The 18,049-nt window shown below is 66.2% G+C and carries 13 protein-coding genes; 4 read left to right on the top strand and 9 right to left on the bottom strand.

Annotated features, from left to right (window positions below; all coding sequences use genetic code 11):
* Nucleotide 1: 1 nt before the first annotated feature.
* From FLG15_RS14445 to FLG15_RS14405, 8 genes are all read right to left on the bottom strand, one after another.
* Nucleotides 2-1,285 (bottom strand): EAL domain-containing response regulator, encoded by a 1,284-nt coding sequence (locus FLG15_RS14445; protein WP_057679890.1) that lies wholly within the window; start codon nt 1,283-1,285, stop codon nt 2-4.
* 26 nt (nt 1,286-1,311) lie between these two features.
* Nucleotides 1,312-1,827, bottom strand: a complete 516-nt coding sequence (locus FLG15_RS14440; protein WP_057679891.1) for a chemotaxis protein CheW — start codon at nt 1,825-1,827, stop codon at nt 1,312-1,314.
* 10 nt (nt 1,828-1,837) lie between these two features.
* On the bottom strand, nt 1,838-3,994 hold the full coding sequence (locus tag FLG15_RS14435; RefSeq protein WP_057686971.1) for a methyl-accepting chemotaxis protein: 2,157 nt from the start codon (nt 3,992-3,994) through the stop codon (nt 1,838-1,840).
* A gap of 64 nt (nt 3,995-4,058) precedes the next feature.
* Nucleotides 4,059-6,068, bottom strand: coding sequence for a chemotaxis protein CheA (locus FLG15_RS14430; RefSeq protein ID WP_057686972.1), 2,010 nt, complete (start codon nt 6,066-6,068; stop codon nt 4,059-4,061).
* An 18-nt stretch (nt 6,069-6,086) separates the two neighbouring features.
* Complete coding sequence (locus FLG15_RS14425; RefSeq protein ID WP_003488096.1) at nt 6,087-6,416, bottom strand: STAS domain-containing protein; 330 nt, start codon at nt 6,414-6,416, stop codon at nt 6,087-6,089.
* A 461-nt stretch (nt 6,417-6,877) separates the two neighbouring features.
* Nucleotides 6,878-10,342 (bottom strand): transcription-repair coupling factor, encoded by a 3,465-nt coding sequence (mfd, locus tag FLG15_RS14420; RefSeq protein WP_150146636.1) that lies wholly within the window; start codon nt 10,340-10,342, stop codon nt 6,878-6,880.
* Between the two features lie 648 nt (nt 10,343-10,990).
* Entirely contained in the window at nt 10,991-11,533 is a 543-nt protein-coding gene (locus FLG15_RS14410; protein ID WP_003488532.1) for a GNAT family N-acetyltransferase, read from the bottom strand.
* 470 nt (nt 11,534-12,003) lie between these two features.
* Nucleotides 12,004-12,912 carry a 23S rRNA (adenine(2030)-N(6))-methyltransferase RlmJ gene (locus FLG15_RS14405; RefSeq protein ID WP_150147697.1) on the bottom strand — a complete coding sequence of 303 codons (909 nt, stop codon included), beginning with the start codon at nt 12,910-12,912 and terminating at the stop codon, nt 12,004-12,006.
* A 179-nt stretch (nt 12,913-13,091) separates the two neighbouring features.
* Between FLG15_RS14405 and creB the strand changes: the two genes are divergently transcribed.
* From creB to FLG15_RS14390, 3 genes are read left to right on the top strand one after another with little or no spacing between them, the layout of a single operon-like run.
* Nucleotides 13,092-13,796, top strand: coding sequence for a two-component system response regulator CreB (creB, locus tag FLG15_RS14400; RefSeq protein ID WP_170922399.1), 705 nt, complete (start codon nt 13,092-13,094; stop codon nt 13,794-13,796).
* Nucleotides 13,797-13,844: 48 nt separating this feature from the next.
* A complete protein-coding gene (creC, locus tag FLG15_RS14395; protein ID WP_057686973.1) occupies nt 13,845-15,293 on the top strand; it encodes a two-component system sensor histidine kinase CreC in 1,449 nt (482 codons plus the stop codon).
* A gap of 14 nt (nt 15,294-15,307) precedes the next feature.
* A complete protein-coding gene (locus tag FLG15_RS14390) occupies nt 15,308-15,490 on the top strand; it encodes a hypothetical protein (protein ID WP_057678375.1) in 183 nt (60 codons plus the stop codon).
* Here FLG15_RS14390 and FLG15_RS14385 read toward each other — a convergent pair.
* Nucleotides 15,487-16,299, bottom strand: coding sequence for a C1 family peptidase (locus FLG15_RS14385; protein WP_057678374.1), 813 nt, complete (start codon nt 16,297-16,299; stop codon nt 15,487-15,489). The two genes, FLG15_RS14390 and FLG15_RS14385, sit on opposite strands and share 4 nt — an antisense overlap.
* Before the next feature lie 421 nt (nt 16,300-16,720).
* On the opposite strand from FLG15_RS14385, the gene creD reads away from it, so the two are divergent.
* Nucleotides 16,721-18,040 carry a cell envelope integrity protein CreD gene (creD, locus tag FLG15_RS14380; protein WP_039570552.1) on the top strand — a complete coding sequence of 440 codons (1,320 nt, stop codon included), beginning with the start codon at nt 16,721-16,723 and terminating at the stop codon, nt 18,038-18,040.
* The last annotated feature ends 9 nt before the right edge of the window (nt 18,041-18,049 follow it).

Raw genomic sequence — 18,049 nt, 5'->3', positions numbered from 1 at the left:
CTCAGGCCACGTCCGCATCGCTGTGGAACGTGCTGTCGCTCAGGCGCGCGATGCGCCCGGCGTGTTCGCGCCACCACTCCGACAGCATCGGCCCGGGCATCGGCGAGGCCATCAGATAGCCTTGGGCCAGGTCGCAGCCAAGTTCGCGCAACAGCCGCCAGTCGTCGGGCGTTTCCACGCCTTCCGCCACGGCGGTGAGTTCGAGCCGATGCGCCAGTTCCAGCGTGGATTCGAGCACGGTGCGCTGGCTGCGGCTGCGATGCGCCGCATGCACGAAGCTGCGATCGAGCTTGAGTTCGGTAAAGGGGATGCTGGCCAGACGCTGCAGCGAGGAGAAGCCGGTGCCGTAGTCGTCGATGGACAGGCCGAACCCGTGCAGGCGCAAACGCGCCAGCATGCTCAGCGCATTGGCCGGCTCGACGATGGCGCTTTCGGTGAGCTCCAGCACCAGGTCGGCCGGGCTCAAGCCGTTCTCGCCCAGCTTGGCGCACAGTTCTTCGAGAAAGTGGTCTTCGCCCAACAGCCGAGGCGACAGGTTCAAGGCCAGGCTCAGGTCGAGGCCTTCGGCGCGCCAGTCCACCAATTGCGCGATGGCCTTGTCGATGACCTGCTGCGTCAACGCGTGGATCAAGCCTTCGCGTTCGGCCAGCGGAATGAACCGGTCCGGGCCGATCATGTCGCCTTGCGGGCGGCGCCAGCGCGCGAGCGCTTCCACGCCCCGCAGGCGGCCGTCCTTCAGACCGAGCTTGGGTTGGTAGGCCACGCGGATCTCGCCGCGCCGCATGGCACGGTCCAGCCGCGAGGCGGCGGCGCCACCGCTGGACATCAGCGGCGAAATCGCCACCGGCGCAAACGCCGGTGCGTCGGCGGCCGGTTCCGGTTCGCAATCCAGCACGGTGGCCAGATCTTGCAGGTTCATCGGCTTTTCGATGCCGCCGAGCACGCGCACGCCGGCACTGCGGCTGAGTTGCATCACCGCATCGATCAAGGCACCGCCGCGTTGCGATACCACCACCACCGGCACGCTGTATTTGCCGCGCGCCAGGGCGTCGAGCAACTGCACCCCGTCCATGCCCGGCATTTCCAGGTCCACCAGCAACAACGATGGCGCCTGGGCGCGCGTCAGCCACTCCAGGGCCGAGTTTCCGTCGACGGCACCGTCGACCACGCTTGCGCCGAGCTGGCGACACAGCGCCATGGCGTGTTCGCGCTGGACCACGCTGTCGTCCACGACCAGGACCGGGCCGGCCAGCGTGCAGTTGCAGGAGAGAAGAGCGGGGCGCATGGGAGTCCTTGAGTGCATGCGTGAGGTCAGGCCGCCAGCTCGGCGGCCGGCAGCTGGGCGAGCGTGTCGTGGCCCAGCACGGCGTCGGCATCGAGCAGGATCACAAAGCGCTCGCCGATCTTGCCCATGGCGTGGATGAAATCGCGCGCGATGCCGGCGCCGAAGCTGGGCGTGTCGACGATGTCGGCCGGCGCGATTTCCAGCACTTCGCTGACCGCATCCACCAACAGCCCGAGCACCTGATGCAGCTCACCATGCGCGATCTCCACGATCACGATGCAGCTGCGCTTGGTGATCGCGCTGGCGTTGCGGCCGAAGCGTTGCTGCAGATCCACCACCGGCACCACCGCACCGCGCAGGTTGATCACCCCGCGCAGCGCCGGCGGCATCATCGGCACATCGGTCGGCACGCGGTATTCGATGATTTCCTTGATGCCCAGGATGCCCAGGCCGAACATCTCCCGGCCCAGCAGAAAGGTCAGGTATTGCTGCGGTGCCGTCGCGGACGGCACCTGGTGGTCGGTTGCAGGAAGCGCGTGCATCGTCGGCTCCTCAGAAGCTGGCGAATTGCGATTCGTCGATCGCATCGGCGGTGGCGGCCACCGCACTGAGCTGGCGCACGTTGGTGCGTCGCGGCTGCGCGCTGCTCACCGTGGCAGGCGCATGCGCTGCGATCCTGCGCGGCCCCTGCCTGCTGCTGCCCGACGCGGCGCCGCGGCTGCCATTGCCCAGCCGGAAGAAGCCCATCAGCTGCTGCAGCTGTTCGGCCTGCGCGCTCATTTCTTCCGAGGTGGCGGCCAGTTCTTCGGCATTGGCGGCGGCCGATTGGGTGGTCTGGTTCAACTGGCCCACGGCGGTATTGATCTGGCTGACACCGGCGGTCTGTTCTTCGGACGCGGCGGCGATTTCCTGCACCAGGTCGGAGGTGCGGCGGATCGAAGGTACCATCTCGCCGAGCACGCGGCCGGCGCTTTCGGCCAGTTCCACGCTGGAGCCAGCCACTTCGCCGATTTCCTGCGCAGCGATCTGGCTGCGCTCGGCCAGCTTGCGCACTTCGGCGGCGACCACCGCAAAGCCCTTGCCGTGTTCGCCGGCGCGCGCGGCTTCGATGGCGGCATTGAGCGCCAGCAGATTGGTCTGATACGCGATGTCGTCGATGATGCCGATCTTCTTGGCGATGTCCTTCATTGCCACCACGGTGGCGCGCACGGTGTCGCCACCGTCGGCCGCTTCGCTGGCCGCCTTGGCCGCCATGCTGTCGGTGACACGCGCGTTCTCGGTGTTCTGCGCGATGGAGGCGGTCATCTGCTCCAGCGAGGCGCTGGTTTCTTCCACGCCGGCCGCCTGTTCGCTGGCGGCCTGCGCAAGCGCCTGCGCGGTGGCGCTGACTTCTTCCGACGCACTGGCCAGGTTTTCGGCGTTGCGGTTGACCTCATCGACGATCTCGGTCAGCCGGCTCATGGTGGTGTTGACGTAGCGCTGCATGTCGGCGAAGGCGCCTTCGTAGCGGCCTTCCACGGTGTGGGTGAGGTCGCCTTCGGCCATCGCGCCCATGACCTGGATCACTTCGGAAATACTGCGCAGGTTGCCGCGCGCGCGCTCCACGGTGTCGTTGATGAAGGCCTTCTTGCCCGGCAGCTGCGCCAGCGGCGCATCGAAGTTGCCACGGCCGAATTCGGCCACCACGCCCATCGCCAGTTTCTTGACCGCGATGTGCGCGCCCACCATCTGGTTGATGCCCAGCGCCATGCTGCGAAAGTCGCCGTCGAAGCGGGTGCTGTCGATGACCACGTCGATGTCGCCGGCTTCATGTTCGGCCGACATGTGGTTGATCTCGGCGATCAGGCCGGTGAGGTTGCCGCGCACCTGTTCGATGGTGTCGTTGATGAAGCGCTTCTTGCCCGGCAGCAACGGCAGCTGTGCGGTGAAGTTGCCGCGGCCGAATTCGCCCACGCAGGCAATGGCTTGCTTCTTGACCGCGATATGGCTGGCCACCATCGCGTTGATGCTTTCGGCCATGCGACGGAAATCGCCGGTGAAGCGCTGGGTATCGATGACCACGTCGATATCGCCGGCATCGTGTTCGGCGGACATGCGATTGACCTCGGCGACCATGCCGATGAGGTTGCCGCGGATCTGGTCCACCACCTCGTTGATGAAGGCCTTCTTGCCCGGCAGGCGCTCGAGTTCGGCGGAAAAATTGCCGCGGCCGAACTCGGCCACGCATGCCATCGCCTGCTTTTTCACCGCGATATGGCTGGCCACCAGGCGGTTGATGCCATCGCCCATGGTGCGGAAATCGCCGTCGCAGCGCGCCACATCGATGCGCGCGTCGATCTCGCCGGCGTCGTGTTCGCGGCAAACGCGATCGATTTCCTCGTTGACGTGGCGGATGCCGCTCTGCACCTTGCGCAGCCCGCGCAGGACATCGCTGGCCTGGTCGTCGCGCACTTGCGGCAGCGCCACGTCGAAGTTACCGCGCGAGAACGCGTCCAGCGTGGTGGTGGCCATCTCCAGCGACGCGCTGGCGATACGGATTGCCCAGGCCAGCAAGGCGCCGCTGATCAATGCTGCAACGATGCTGGTGCCCAGCAAGACCGCGTGCGAGAGCGTCAGCGCCACGCCGGCGACAACCACGACAACGGGCAGGGCGATTGCAAGCGCGGCGGTGAACCACAACTGCTTGGCGATCGGGAGACGGTGTGACATGACGGTAGCTTCCTGGAGTCAGGTAACGACAAACGACGGTTCGGACCGGAGATGGCGCGGGCGTTCAGGCCGCCAACGCGTCCTGGTTGGGATGCAACTGCTGAATCAGGCTGGGCACATCCAGAATCAGTGCGACATCGCCGCTTCCCAGAATGCTCGAGCCGCTGATGCCTTTGACCTGCGCGAACACCTTGGACAGCGGCTTGATCACCGTCTGCCATTCGCCGAGCAGGGTGTCCACCACCAGGCCGAAGCGCTGCGCGCCCTGGCGGATCACCACGATGCTTTCGCGTGCCGGCGTCTTGCCGCCCAGCGCGAACAGTTCGCGCAGGCGCACGTACGGCAACACGCTGCCGCGCAGGTCGATGTAGTCGCTGGCGTAGTCGGGGGTGAACTCCACGCACTCTTCGACCACATCCAGCGGCACCACGAAGACCGATTTGCCCACGCCGACCTGGAAGCCGTTGATGATGGCCAGCGTCAGCGGCAGGCGCACCGAGATGGTGGTGCCCATGCCGGCGGCGCTGTCGATCTCGACCGTGCCGCGCAGTGCGGTGATGTTGCGCTTGACCACGTCCATTCCCACGCCGCGCCCGGACAGATTGGTGACCTTTTCCGCCGTGGAAAACCCCGGTTCGAAGATCATCGCGAAGACGTCGCGGTCGCTGAGTTGGCGGCCTGGTTCGATCAGGCCACGTTCGAGCGCCTTGGCCAGGATGCGGTCGCGGTTCAAGCCGCCACCGTCGTCGGTGATCTGGATGACGATGCTGCCGGAGTCGTGATATGCGTTGAGCCCGACGGTGCCGCGTGCGGGCTTGCCGCGCGCCACGCGCACGTCTGCCGGCTCGATGCCGTGGTCCATCGCATTGCGCACCAGATGGGTGAGCGGGTCGCCGATCTTTTCCACCACCGACTTGTCCAGTTCGGTGTCTTCGCCGGCCACCACCAGCGCGATGTCCTTGCCCAGTTCGCGGGCCACGTCGTGCACCACGCGCTGGAAGCGGCTGAAGGTGCCGCCGATCTTGACCATGCGCAGCTGCAACGCGCTTTCGCGCACGTCTTCGACCAGGCCGGCCAGGATCGAGGCCGATTCCAGCAATTGCGCATCGCCGGTGCGTTGCGCATTGGCACTGGTGCTGGACACGGCGATGATGAGTTCGCCGACCAGATCGATCATGCGATCGAGCTTGTCGGCATCCACGCGGATGGAACGTGCGTCGGCGCTGCGCGCGGCAGCGTCGGGCGCGGCACGGCCTGGGGCCGGAGCGGCGCTGGGGACTGCAGCAAGCGGCTTGTTCGGCGCCGGGCTGGCTGCTGTTTCGGCGGCCAGCAATTCAGCGGCATCGGATGGCGCCGGAACCGACACGATTTCCAGGTCGCAATCTTCGCGGACGAATTCGAACACCTCCTCGATGGCGGCGCGGTCGGCATCGCTGCGTAGCAGGATCTGGAAGCCCAGGTAATTGGCTTCCGGATCGAGGTCGTCGAATGCCGGCAGCTGGCTGATGTCGGTGTTGATCGATTCGACCGAGCCCAGGCTGCGCAGGTTGCGAATCAGCTTGAGCGGCGAATTGCCGAAGCGCAGTGCGTCGGCAAACAGTTTCAGGGTGATGCGCCAGTAACCGCTCTGCTTTTCCGGTGCGCCTTGCGCAGCGGCGGCCGCGGTGACGCCGCTGCCGCTGCGTTGCAGATACGTCTGCAGTTGCGCCAGCAGCGGCTCGGCTTCGGCGGCCAGCGCGACCGGGTCGGCGTGGCTCGGGTCTGCGGCGGTTTCCACCAAGGCATGGATATGGTCGCAGCACACCAGCAGCAGCCCGATCAGTTCCGAACTCAAGCTCAGCGCTTCGTCGCGGACCAGATCCAGCACGCTTTCCACCACATGGGTGAAGCCGACCAGCTGCGGCAGGTCGAACAGGCCGCCGGAGCCCTTGATGGTGTGCGCGGCGCGGAAGATGGCATTGACCGCATCCGGCGACGGTTCGCCGCGCTCGGCTTCGAGCAGATGCCGTTCCATGTCTTCGAGCAGGTCCCGGCTCTCGGCCAAGAAGGTCTGCATCAGCTGGTTCATGTCCATGCGCGCGTCACCAGTCCGTTAGTGAATTCGTTCGCCCAAGCCTGCCACCGCATGCGGGTACAGGGCCTCGAGCAGGCCAAGCAGCTCGATGACATCGACCACCGCACGGCTGGAATCGGTCAGCGAAAACGGCCGGCCATCGGCCTGGATCGCCTGCTTGGTGGCCAGCAACAATTGCAGGCCGGTGGTATCGATCTCGCTGACGGCGGCCAGGTCCAGATGCAGTCCACCCGGATGCAGCAAGGCCGGCTGCAGCAACGGCTTGAGCTCGGCCGCGCGACGAATGGTCATCTCGCCCTCCAGGGCAAGGGTCAGCGGCGCGGGTAGATCGGACAGTGGCGTGTTCATCGGTGCCTCAAGCGGTGCGATGGCGCACGGGTGCGTGCCATGGCCTGGGAAGGTCGCGACGGCCTGGACGGGTGTGAGCAGCGCTGCACACGGACCATGCCGGTCTATGCAGGTATCGGCGCCTTTTGGAAATATTTAGGCAAAATTCAGTGCGATGACGGATTTGCGAAATCCGTCACCGCCTGTGGATTAATTGCTCAGCTTTGTCGCAAGCAGGCTCAGGGGGACTATCCGGGTCTGTCCTGTTGGACAGTTCGCCACAGTTTCGGCACGGCGTGGCGGGCGGAGCCCGGCCTGCTCGCGCCCGTAAAGCACCGGCAGGCGGTTCATCCACACAGGATGCGCGGCGCGTTAGCTGACGGGCGAATGCGACCAGGCCGGGGCTTGTTCGCCGGCCTGGTCGCTCGTCACGCGTGATGGTCGAGCTGGGTGCGGTCGTCGCTTGCCCGCGCCGCAGTGCTTCAGCCCGGCGACAACGCCGCCAACAGGCCGCGTGCCGCATTGAAGCGGTCGGCGCCTTCGGGCATCGGCAGCTTGATGCGCAATTTGTCCGGGCCATCCATCGTGTAGATCTTCGGCTGTTTCTGGATCATCTGGATGATGGTCATCGGGTCGATCGCCGGCTTGGCCTCGAACACCAGCCGCCCACCGTTTTCGCCCAGATCCAGCTTGCGCACGCCCAGCGCATTGGCCTGCAGCTTGAGCTCGGCAATGGCGAACAGGTGCTTGACCGGGTCCGGCAGCAGGCCGAAGCGGTCGATCATCTCCACCTGCAGTTCGCGCAGCGCATCGGCATCGCGGGCGCTGGAAATGCGCTTGTACAAGGTCAGCCGCGTATGCACGTCGGGCAGATAATCCTCGGGAATCAGCGAGGCCACGTGCAGTTCGACGTCGGCGCCGCGCACTTCCTCGCCGGCATCCAGGTCGGGCAGCTTGCCCTGGCGGATGCTGCGCACCGCGCGCTCGAGCAGTTCGGTATACAGGCTGAAGCCGACCTCGGCCATCTGGCCGCTTTGGTCTTCGCCGAGCAACTCACCGGCGCCGCGGATTTCCAGGTCGTGCGTGGCCAGGGTGAAGCCGGCACCGAGCTCGTCCATCGAGGCAATCGCTTCCAGGCGCTTTTCTGCATCGGAAGTCATCGAGCGGCGATCCGGCACCACCAGGTACGCATAGGCGCGGTGATGCGAGCGACCCACGCGGCCGCGCAACTGATGCAACTGCGCCAGGCCGAAGCGGTCGGCGCGGTTGATGATGATGGTGTTGGCATTGGGAATGTCGATGCCCGATTCGATGATCGTGGTCGACAGCAACACGTTGAAGCGCTGCTTCTGGAAATCCAGCATCACCCGTTCCAGCTCGCGCTCGGGCATCTGTCCATGCGCGATACCGATGCGCGCTTCCGGCACCAGTTCGGACAGATCGCGCTGCATGCGCACGATGCTTTCCACGTCGTTATGCAGGAAATACAGCTGACCACCGCGACTGAGTTCGCGCTGGAAGGCCTCGCGCAGCAGCGTGTTGTCCCACGCGGTGATGAAGGTCTGCACCGCCAGGCGGTTCGGCGGCGGGGTGGCGATGATCGACAGGTCGCGCAGGCCGGCCATGGCCATGTTGAGCGTGCGCGGGATGGGCGTGGCGGTGAGCGTGAGCAGGTGCACGTTGGCTCGCATCGCCTTGAGCGCTTCTTTCTGCCGCACGCCGAAGCGCTGTTCTTCGTCGACCACGACCAGGCCGAGATCCTTGAACTTCACATCCGGCTGCAACAAGCGGTGCGTGCCGATGATGACGTCGATCTCGCCGCTGGCGACCTTTTCCAGTTCTGCCTTGATTTCCTTGGTGCTCTTGAAGCGCGACAGCACTTCCACCTTCATCGGGTAATCGGCGAAGCGGTCGCGGAAATTGCGGTAGTGCTGTTCGGCCAGCAATGTGGTCGGTACCAGCACGGCGACCTGCTTGCCGGCGCTGGCGGCGGCGAATGCCGCACGTACCGCGACTTCGGTCTTGCCGAAGCCCACGTCGCCGCAGACCACGCGGTCCATCGGTTGGCTGCTGCCCAGATCGCGCAGCGTCGCATCGATGGCGGCCAACTGGTCGCCAGTTTCCTCGAACGGAAATCCAGCCGCGAACGGCTCGTACATCGCGCGGTCCACCTGCAAGGCCAGGCCGGCGCGTGCGCGTCGTCGCGCCTGGATCTCCAGCAGTTCGGCGGCGACGTCGCGGACCTTTTCGGCGGCCTTGCGCTTGGCCTTGGTCCATTGCTCGCCGCCCAGCGAATGCAGCGGTGCGGTTTCCGCCGAGGCGCCGGAGTAGCGGCTGATCAGGTGCAGCTGCGCCACCGGCACATACAGCCGGTCGCCCTTGGCGTATTCGATTTCCAGGAATTCGCCAGGCATGCCACCGGCATCGAGCACGATCAGGCCGCGGTAGCGGCCCACGCCGTGATCCTCGTGCACGATCGGCGCGCCTTCGGACAGCTCGCCCAGATCGCGGATGATCGCTTCCGGCTCGCGTCCGACCCGGCGCGCGCGGCGCGGCTGGTTGGCCCGTTCCGGGAACAGCTGGCGTTCGGTCAGCAGCGCAACCTGCGGCTGATCCAGCGCAAAGCCGTCTTCCAGCGGCGCCACGGTGATGCCAAAACGCAGCGTGCCCGCCAGGAACGCCGGCACATCGGCGACCAGCTCCGGCTTCAACTGCGCGGCGGCCAGCACTTCCATCAAGGCTTCGCGGCGGCCGGCCGAATCTGCAGCAACCAGCACGCGGCCCGGATAATGGCTCAGGAACGTCGCCAGCGCCTGACCGGCCGGCGCGTCTTTTGCGGCCACCGGCAGCGGCGGCAACGGTTGGTCGCCGAGCGGGGCGGCTTCATCGATGCGCGCATGGTCGCCGGCCCACACTTCGATACGCGCCAGCTTGTTGAGCCGCTCGCGCAGCGCATCCGGCGATTGGTACAGGTCGTCCGGCGGCAGCAGCGGGCGTTCCACATCGTGTCGGCGCTGTTCGTAGCGGTTCTGCGCCTGCGTCCAGAATGCGTCGGCGGCATTGGACACGCCGGTGGCAATCACCGGCAGCACGCGCTTGTCCAGGTAATCGAATAGCGTTGCGGTCTTGGCGAAGAACATCGGCAGGTAATACTCGATGCCCGATGGCGCCAGCCCGGATTTCAGGTCCTGGTACAGCGCGCTGCGCCGGGTATCCACGTCGAAGCGTTCGCGCAGGCAGGCCAGCACGCGCTCCACGCTGGCATCGTCCATCGGCACTTCGCGGCCCGGCAGCATCTTGACCGCGTCCACCTTGTCCAGCGAGCGCTGCGATTCCGGGTCGAACACGCGGATCGAATCGATGTCCTCATCCAGCAATTCGACGCGCAATGGCGTGTCCGCGCCCATCGGAAACACGTCCAGCAGGCCGCCGCGGACCGCGAAATCGCCCGGGTCCATCACCTGCGGCACGTTGCGGTAGCCGGCGCTTTCCAGGCGGCGCTTTTCCGCATCCAGATCCAGGCGCTGGCCAACGGTGAGATCGAAGCTGCCGCCGACGATGTAGCTCAGCGGCGCCAACTGCTGCAGCAAGGTCTGCACCGGCACGATCACCACGCCGCGGGTCAGCCCGGGCAGGCGGTGCAGGGCGGCCAGCCGCTGGCTGATGATTTCCGGGTGCGGGCTGAACTGGTCGTAGGGCAGGGTTTCCCAATCGGGGAATGGCACCACCGGCAGCGCCGCATGTTCGCCGAGCAAGGCATGCAGATCGGCTTCGATCTGATGCGCGCTCTGGTTATCGCGGGCGATCACCAGCAGGGGGCCGGCATGCGCTTCGGCTGCCCGCGCAATCGACCACGCCAGCGCAGTCGGAGAGGACGGGGCGCGCCAGTAGGCGCGGAGCTGGCCGGACTTGGGCAGCGGCGGGGAGGGGAAGGTAGGCGACGGCATCAGCCGGCGATTTTATCAGAGCCCCCGCAGTGCCCGGTCCATCCGGCGTGAAAGCTGGCGGTGGGCTACCTGACCGGATGTGCACGGCGGGTCATGGCATTGGGTACGCGGGTGCAAGTCATGCGCACGCTCGCGAGGCAAAGACCCACTCGCTCGAGTGCGCGGTGCCCTCACCGCTTGCGGGACACGCCATGAATCCGTCCCTGCAGGCTCGGTGGCGGCATCCATGCCGCCGCAGGTTCCGCACGCGGCGAGGACATCACAGCAGTCGGTTTTACATGGCGCCTGGGTATGAGCCAGACACAGCGCTCCCGTCATCACGGCAACACTCTCGACGGTTGTGAGCTCTCTGTGGCGAAACGTCGGGCTGTCTCCCTCCGGGGAGCGGCGTGCGCGGATGAAGCGTGGCATCCATGCCACCCCAGGATCCTGCACGCGGCGAGGGGAAGGACCCGTAGGTGGCCTTCGGTGTCAGCCAGCGTGCCGATCCTTTCGGGGGCTTGCAGCTTACCGTCGAGGAACATCAGGCCGCCGCGCAATGGGGTCTCTCCGTGATGAAGCAAGCCCCAAGCCCCGATCACGCAAAGCAGCCGCGATCTGCTTTGACGAATCCCAAATCCCGCATCCCGAATCCCGAATCCCGGCAACTCAAGCATCCAGCTCCAACACCATCCGCACCAGTTCAGGCGATTCCGGGTGCGCCTGCGGCTTGAAGCCCAGCGATTCTGCCAACTGCAGCATCGGCACATTGCTTTGCAGCACATCGCCGAACAGGCAGTCCAGGTATTTGCGCCGTGCCCACTTGACCAGCTTGCGCATCAGCTGCCGCCCCAGCCCCTGGCCGGCGACGAAGCTGCTGACCAGGATGGTGTATTCGGCCTGGCGTGTGCCCGGTACCAACGCGGCGCGCGCGACCGCACCCACCAGTGCTTCGCCGGGCGGCAATTGCTCGGCGGCAACCAGCACGATCTCGCTCTTGGGGTTGGGATGAGTCAGGCGTTGCACCATCTCCGGGGTGATTTCGGTGGAGGAGCGCACAAAGCGCGCGCGAATTTCCTCCGGTCCCAACAGGCTGAAAGCTCCCTGCAGCGGCGGACCATCCTCGGGACGGATCGGGCGAAGCAGAAGAGTGCGGCCATTGGGCAGGCTGAAGTTTTCATGCCAGGGAGGCATGCGATTGCGAATGGCCATGACCGGTGTTCCTTAAAGATCGGAAGATTCTGGCACCAGCCCGGCGCGCAACCGTGAATGAATCCGGTGTGCCGCCGGGGGCCGACAGGAGGTGGCAGTGCTTCTCACACAACTGTAACGAGCGGAGCCGTGAGCCGGTCGTGAGCGTGATGGGGCGCGCACTGTGGCAGCCGAGTGAAAGCAACGGAGCCGCCGGAAGGCGGTTGTCACCCGGCCTGGCCTTCCTGGGATAGGTGTATCCGGTGCAGCAACCGCTCGTCTGCGCTGCGCTGAGGTGTTCGCGGCAGCTGCTGTGTCGCCGAGGACAGCAAGCCCATGGCAACGCACATCCCGGTGCCCGGCAGCATGCACGCGATCTGCGGGCGGCGCAGCAGGCATTACACGCGGCGCGCATGGTGCGGGCCATTGCAGCGGTGCAACGACAACGCCTGCATACCCACCGCGATGGGCAGGCGCCCGCGCCTGCCGGCTCAGCCGTCCTGGCGCAGCCACTCCAGCCGGGTCGAGGCGCCGGGCTCGCCGAGATGCTGCTTGAGCACCGGCAACGCCGGCGCCAGCAGCTGGTCGAACTGCCAGGGCGCGTTGACGATCAATAGCCCGCTGCCGGTCAGGCGCAGCGGCGAGTCGTCCGGGCGCACCTGCAGCTCGGCGACCAGCACCGACTTGGCCGGCAGCGCGGCGGCCTTGCGCATGAACGGCTGCAGGCTGCGGCGCAGCTTGATCGGGTACCACACCATGCAGATCGCCTGCGGCCAGCGCGCCAGCGCCTCGCGCACGCAGTGGATGATCTGCGGGTATTCGGCGTCCTGCGCTTCGTAGGGCGGGTCGATCAGCACCAGCCCGCGGCCGATCTTGGTGTCGCCAGCGCGCGGCGGCAGGAAGGCGCGGATCGCCGCATAGCCGTCGCCGGCGTGCACGCGTACCCTGCTGTCCCTGGCGAACAGGGACTTGAGCGCCTCGGCTTCGTCGGGCTGCAGTTCGCAGAAGGCCATGCGGTCCTGCTCGCGCAGTGCTTGCGCAGCCAGCAGCGGCGAACCGGGGTAGTAATTGAGCTGGATGCCGGCGGTCGGGCGGGTGGGCTTCTGGCCGGGCATGGCCGGGCGGGCAACGGATTGGTTGTCGGCCTGCACCGCGCGCAGATAGCGCTCGACCACCTCGGGCAAGCTGGCCTCTGCCATCAGCCGCATCACGCCGGCATCGGCCTCGTTGGTCTTGCGGCTCTCTTCACCCCCGAGTTGGTAGCGGCCGCGCCCGGCGTGCGTGTCGAGCACGAAGAACGGAGTGTCCTTGCGCTTGAGGGTGTCGATCAGGGCAAGCAGGGCGATGTGCTTGAGCACGTCGGCATGGTTGCCGGCATGGAAGGCGTGGCGATAGTTCATCGCGGCAGTGTAGAGGCTGCGGCGCGATTTGTTGCCGCCCATTGCGGCCGACGCGGTGCAAGCGCACGGTGGCGACCTCCAGAGGCTGCGCGATGCCGCAAGCAGCATGGGGTATGCGTCCTGTCCTGCCACGCCCTGCGTGGACCGCCTCCACCTGTAGGCCGTGCCCGCATGCCGGTATGCTGCGCGGCATGTCCGAGTCTGCTGCCCGTGTGCTCGTCGTCGAAGACGAAGCCGCCATTGCCGATACCGTGCTCTACGCGCTGCGCAGCGAGGGCTATGCGCCCGAGCATTGCCTGCTGGGCCGCGATGCGCTGACGCGCCTGCGCGCCGATCCGGCCGATGTGGTGATCCTCGACGTGGGCCTGCCGGACATCAACGGGTTCGAGGTGTGCCGCACCTTGCGCAGTTTCAGCGAGGTGCCGGTGATCTTCCTGACCGCGCGCAACGACGAGATCGACCGCGTGCTCGGCCTGGAGCTGGGCGCCGACGATTACATGGCCAAGCCGTTCTCGCCGCGCGAGTTGGTGGCGCGCGTGCGTGCGCGCCTGCGCCGACGCCATGCCGGCGCGGCGGCCGAATCGGGCTGGCAACCGCACGGCGCGTTTGCGATCGACCGCGAGGGCAGCCGCATCCGCTACGGCCAGACCCTGCTGCCGCTGACGCGCTACGAATACGCGCTGCTGGCTGCGTTGCTGCAGCGCCCCGGTGCGATCCTGAGCCGTGCGCAACTGATGGACCGTGGCTGGGATGCCAGCGCCGACAGTGCCGACCGCACCGTCGACACCCACATCAAGACGCTGCGCGGCAAGCTGCGCCTGGCCGGCGTGCCGGTCGACCCGATCCGCACCCACCGTGGCCTTGGCTACGCGTTGGAAGTGTAGGCATGCGCCGGCACGCACGTGGCGACCTGAGCGAGGCTGCGCGCTGACATGCGGCTCGGTCTCAAGCTGTTTCTGGGTTTCTTCCTGATCGTGGGCCTGGCCGCGTTCTTCGTGATGCGGGTGTTCGTCAACGAGGTCAAGCCGGGCGTGCGCCAGGCAATGGAATCCACGCTGGTGGATGCGGCCAATGTGCTGGCGGAAATCGCCAGCAGCGAACTGGCCGCCGGCACGCTTGCCGATGGCAGTTTCGCGCGCAACGTGGCCAGGGCGCAGCAGCGCGATCCCAAGGCATGGGTATGGCGCTTTCGCAAGAGCACGGTGGATTACCGCGTGACCGTCACCGATGCGCGCGGCGTGGTGATGTTCGATTCGCTGGGCCGCGACGTGGGCCGCGACAACTCGCGCTGGAACGATGTCTACCGCACCTTGCGCGGCGAATACGGCGCGCGTTCCAGCCCGGAGATCGATGGCGACCCTACCGCCACGGTGATGCATGTGGCCGCGCCGATCTATGCACCGGACGACCGCGGCAAACTGATCGGCGTGCTGACCCTGGCGCAGCCCAATCGCAGCATCGACCCGTTTATCGAAGCCAGCCAGCGCAACATCCTGCAGCGCGGCGCCTGGTTGATCGGCATTTCCGCGTTGATCGGCATCTTGATGACCTGGTGGTTGATGCGCGGCATCGGCCGGCTCAATCGCTATGCGCAGGCGGTGAGCGCCGGCATCCCGGTACCGCCGCCCAAACCGCGTGGCGATGAAATCGGCGATCTGGGCCACGCGCTGGAGAGCATGCGCCGCAAGCTGGAAGGCAAGGCGTACGTGGAGCAGTACGTGCAGTCGCTGACGCACGAGATGAAAAGCCCGCTGGCGGCCATTCGCGGTGCTTCGGAGCTGTTGACCGAGCCACTGCCGGAGGCCGACCGCCAGCACTTCGTTGCCACGATCCGCGCGCAGGAACACCGGCTCACCGAAACCATCGACAAGCTGCTGGCCCTGGCCGAGGTGGAGCAGCACGGCTGGCTGCAGAAGCGCGAGCGCATCGGTATCGATGGGCTGCTGCAGGCTGCGGCGGACGCGGTGGCGCTGCGCGCGGCGGCCGCTGGCGTCACCGTGCAAGTGGATGCAGGGGCCGGGGCGTCAGGCGATCACGACGTACTGGGCGATGGTTTTCTGCTGAGACAGGCACTGATCAATCTGCTCGAAAACGCCATCGCGTTTTCGAAGCAAGACAGCCATGTGCGCCTGCATGCGCGGCTGCGCGATGGGCGCTGGGAGTTGGTGGTCGAAGACCGTGGCAGCGGCGTGCCCGATTACGCGCTCGAGCGCGTCTTCGAGCGGTTCTATTCGTTGGCACGTCCGCAGACCGGCCAGCGCAGCTCCGGGCTTGGCTTGCCGTTCGTGCGCGAGGTTGCGCGCCTGCATGGCGGGGACGTGATGCTGGGCAATCGCCACGGTGGCGGTGCGCGTGCGGTGTTGCGCCTGCCGATCGGTTGAGTCGCTGCAGGCAGTTGTCGCGGTGGGCCGGCGCCGGTGGCAGCTGTGCGTTCAAGGCGACGGCATGCGCCAGAGCACATGCCGCGCCTGCGTCGATCAGCGTGCGGCGCGTGGCCGTGCTGAACCAGTTCGCCCGCCATCCCTCGCAGCTCTATGAAGCTGCACTGGAAGGGGTGATGATGTTCGTGCTGTGCTAGTACGCCACGTCCGCGACGATCACATCCTTGGCGACCACCGACCAGGACAGTTTGCCGAAGCCCTTGTTGCCCCATGCGGTGCCCCAGCTGTTTTCCACGATCAGTCCTTCGCTGTCGTAGCCCAGCGCGATGACCGCATGCCCGCCCAGGATCGGCGTTGTGATGTCGTAATCGACCTGATTCTTGGCTGTCAGGTCTTCAAAGCCCTGGCGCACGTAGAAGCCGATCGCCACCGGCGTGGAAGAGGCAAGGGCGAGCTTGATCTGTTGGATCAGGGCGCTTCCCCCATTCCCCCTGCCCGAATACAGCACGGTGTAGTGGCGATACGGCGTCGGGTTCTTTGCAGCGTTGGCCTTGTCGGCGGCAGTGGGTTGGTGTTTCCAGTCGTAGTTGCCCCACGAATAGTGCTGCTCGGTGTCGATGCCCTGCGCAAGCGCGATCTGCAGCGGCGCTTCCAGGGTGGAGCCTTCATCCACGCCGCCGTTGACCTGGCTGTACAGGTACATCGGGGCAAAGCGCGTCTGGGCCTGTTTGTTGGCATTGGCATACCAACCGGTCAGTGTATGAGCGGTCGCCCATGACGCGCAGGCATCGACCTGCCCTTGGTCGCCCGGCGTGATCGCCCATGCAGTCAGGTCGACACTGGCAGGCAGCGGTGTGCTCACGCTCTCGGTACCGAACAGCGGAGTGACAGGCTGCATCAACGACGAAGGCTTCAGGCCCATGCCATGCACTGCCGCCTGCGCGGTGGCGGCGGTCAGGCTCAGGGCGGCGAGCAGGCAAAGGGCGAGCGAACGGTGCGAGTTCATGGAAGACGGCTCCAGGTTGAGAGATGAATGCAGTCGTGCGCAGTTGCCGAATCACTGCCGAGTGGGCGTGCGGCCATGGCAGCGCTGATGCAGCGCATGCGGCTCAGGACCGCATCGAACAACAGCGAACTGGAAGCCGCGACCAAACAAGAACGAGGGATCGGAGGCTGCGCACCTGCCCGTGCATCGTTACGCGTGAAGGCGAGGCGTGCGGCGGCAAGGCGAAGTGCTGCCGATCAAACAGAAGCCTGTGCTGGGTACGGGTGGCACTTTGCCGCGGTGAAAACCGTATTTCGTCAATGCGTCACAGTGCCGGTCGCCAACTGTCCGGGGCGCCCACTTCACATTCGCTTCAAATTCGCCTCAAACCGCCAACACCGGCGTCGCGCACCCTGGCCGCCTCCCAAGCTGAGGACGGCTGATGAAATCCCTGAAACTGTTGTTGCGGTTCGCCACCATCGGCGGGCTGATCCTGCTGTTGTTGGTTCCGCTGCTGCTGATCCGTGGCGCGGTGCAGGACCGCGCGCGTTACCGCGACGAGGCGGTGGAGCGGGTGGCGCAAAGCAAGGCCGGCGAGCAGCAGTTCATCGCGCCGGTGCGGGTGCTGCCGTATACCGAAGACGTGCAGGTCACCGAGCCGGACGAGCAGGGCAACCAGCGCAAGGTCTGGCGCAAGCGCGAAGGTACGCTGCTGCAAACGCCGCGTCGCCTGAAACTCGGCGGCGAAATGCTGCCCTCGGTGCGCGAGGTGGGCTTATACCGCGTGCAGGTGTATTCCTGGAAGGCCACCTTGCATGCCGAATACGACCCCTTCGACTATGCGGCTGCGCCGACCCGTGTGTATGGCCAGCCGTATCTGGCAATCGGGATTTCCGACGTGCGTGGGTTGGTCGGCACGCCACGCCTGCAGGTCGATGGCCGCACGCTGGCGCTGGAGAGCGGCGCAGGCGCACTGGCCGACCGTTCGGCGGGCATCCATGCCCAACTGGGTCCGCTGGCCGACCCGCTCGCCGGCCGGCTGCAGGACGGCAACGTGGTGGACATGCAGTTCGTGCTGGACGGCACGCGCCGGCTGGCCATCGCGCCGATCGCCGACAACAACGACATCGCCCTGCGCTCGGACTGGCAGCACCCGTCCTTCGGTGGCCGCTTCCTGCCGAATGCGCCGAGCATCGGGCCGAAGGGCTTCGATGCGAGCTGGTCGCTGTCGTCGCTGGCCACCGGTGCGCAGACGCAGTTGCAGTCCAGCCATGCGGCGCTGGATATGCTGGAAGTGCGCCTGGTCGATCCGGTGGACGTGTATACCCAGGCCGACCGCGCCAGCAAGTACGGCATCCTGTTCGTGGTGCTGACCTTCGTGGCCTTCGTGCTGTTCGAGCTGATCAAGCGTTTGCCCATCCATCCGTTGCAATACCTGCTGGTGGGCCTGGCGCTGGCGATCTTCTTCCTGCTGCTGCTCAGCCTTTCCGAACACATCGCGTTCTGGCAGGCCTACCTGGTGTCGGCGGCGGCATGCATCGGCCTGCAGTTCTTCTACCTGTCCGGCGTGTTGCGCAGTTGGGTCCGCGCGGCTGGCTTCTCGGTGATGCTCACCGCCTTGTATGCGGTGCTCTACAGCCTGTTGATCTCCGAGGACAACGCGCTGCTGATGGGGTCGTTGCTGCTGTTCGGCATCCTGGCCAGCATCATGTGGGTCACCCGCAAGCTCGATTGGTACGAGCTTGGCAACAGCCTGCGTTGAGGCCGGCAT

The organism is Xanthomonas phaseoli pv. dieffenbachiae (genome assembly GCF_008639345.1).
Taxonomy (GTDB): Bacteria; Pseudomonadota; Gammaproteobacteria; order Xanthomonadales; family Xanthomonadaceae; genus Xanthomonas; species Xanthomonas phaseoli.
The sequence above is the reverse complement of the archived record's forward strand: the minus strand, read 5'-3'. Positions and strand labels throughout refer to the sequence as shown.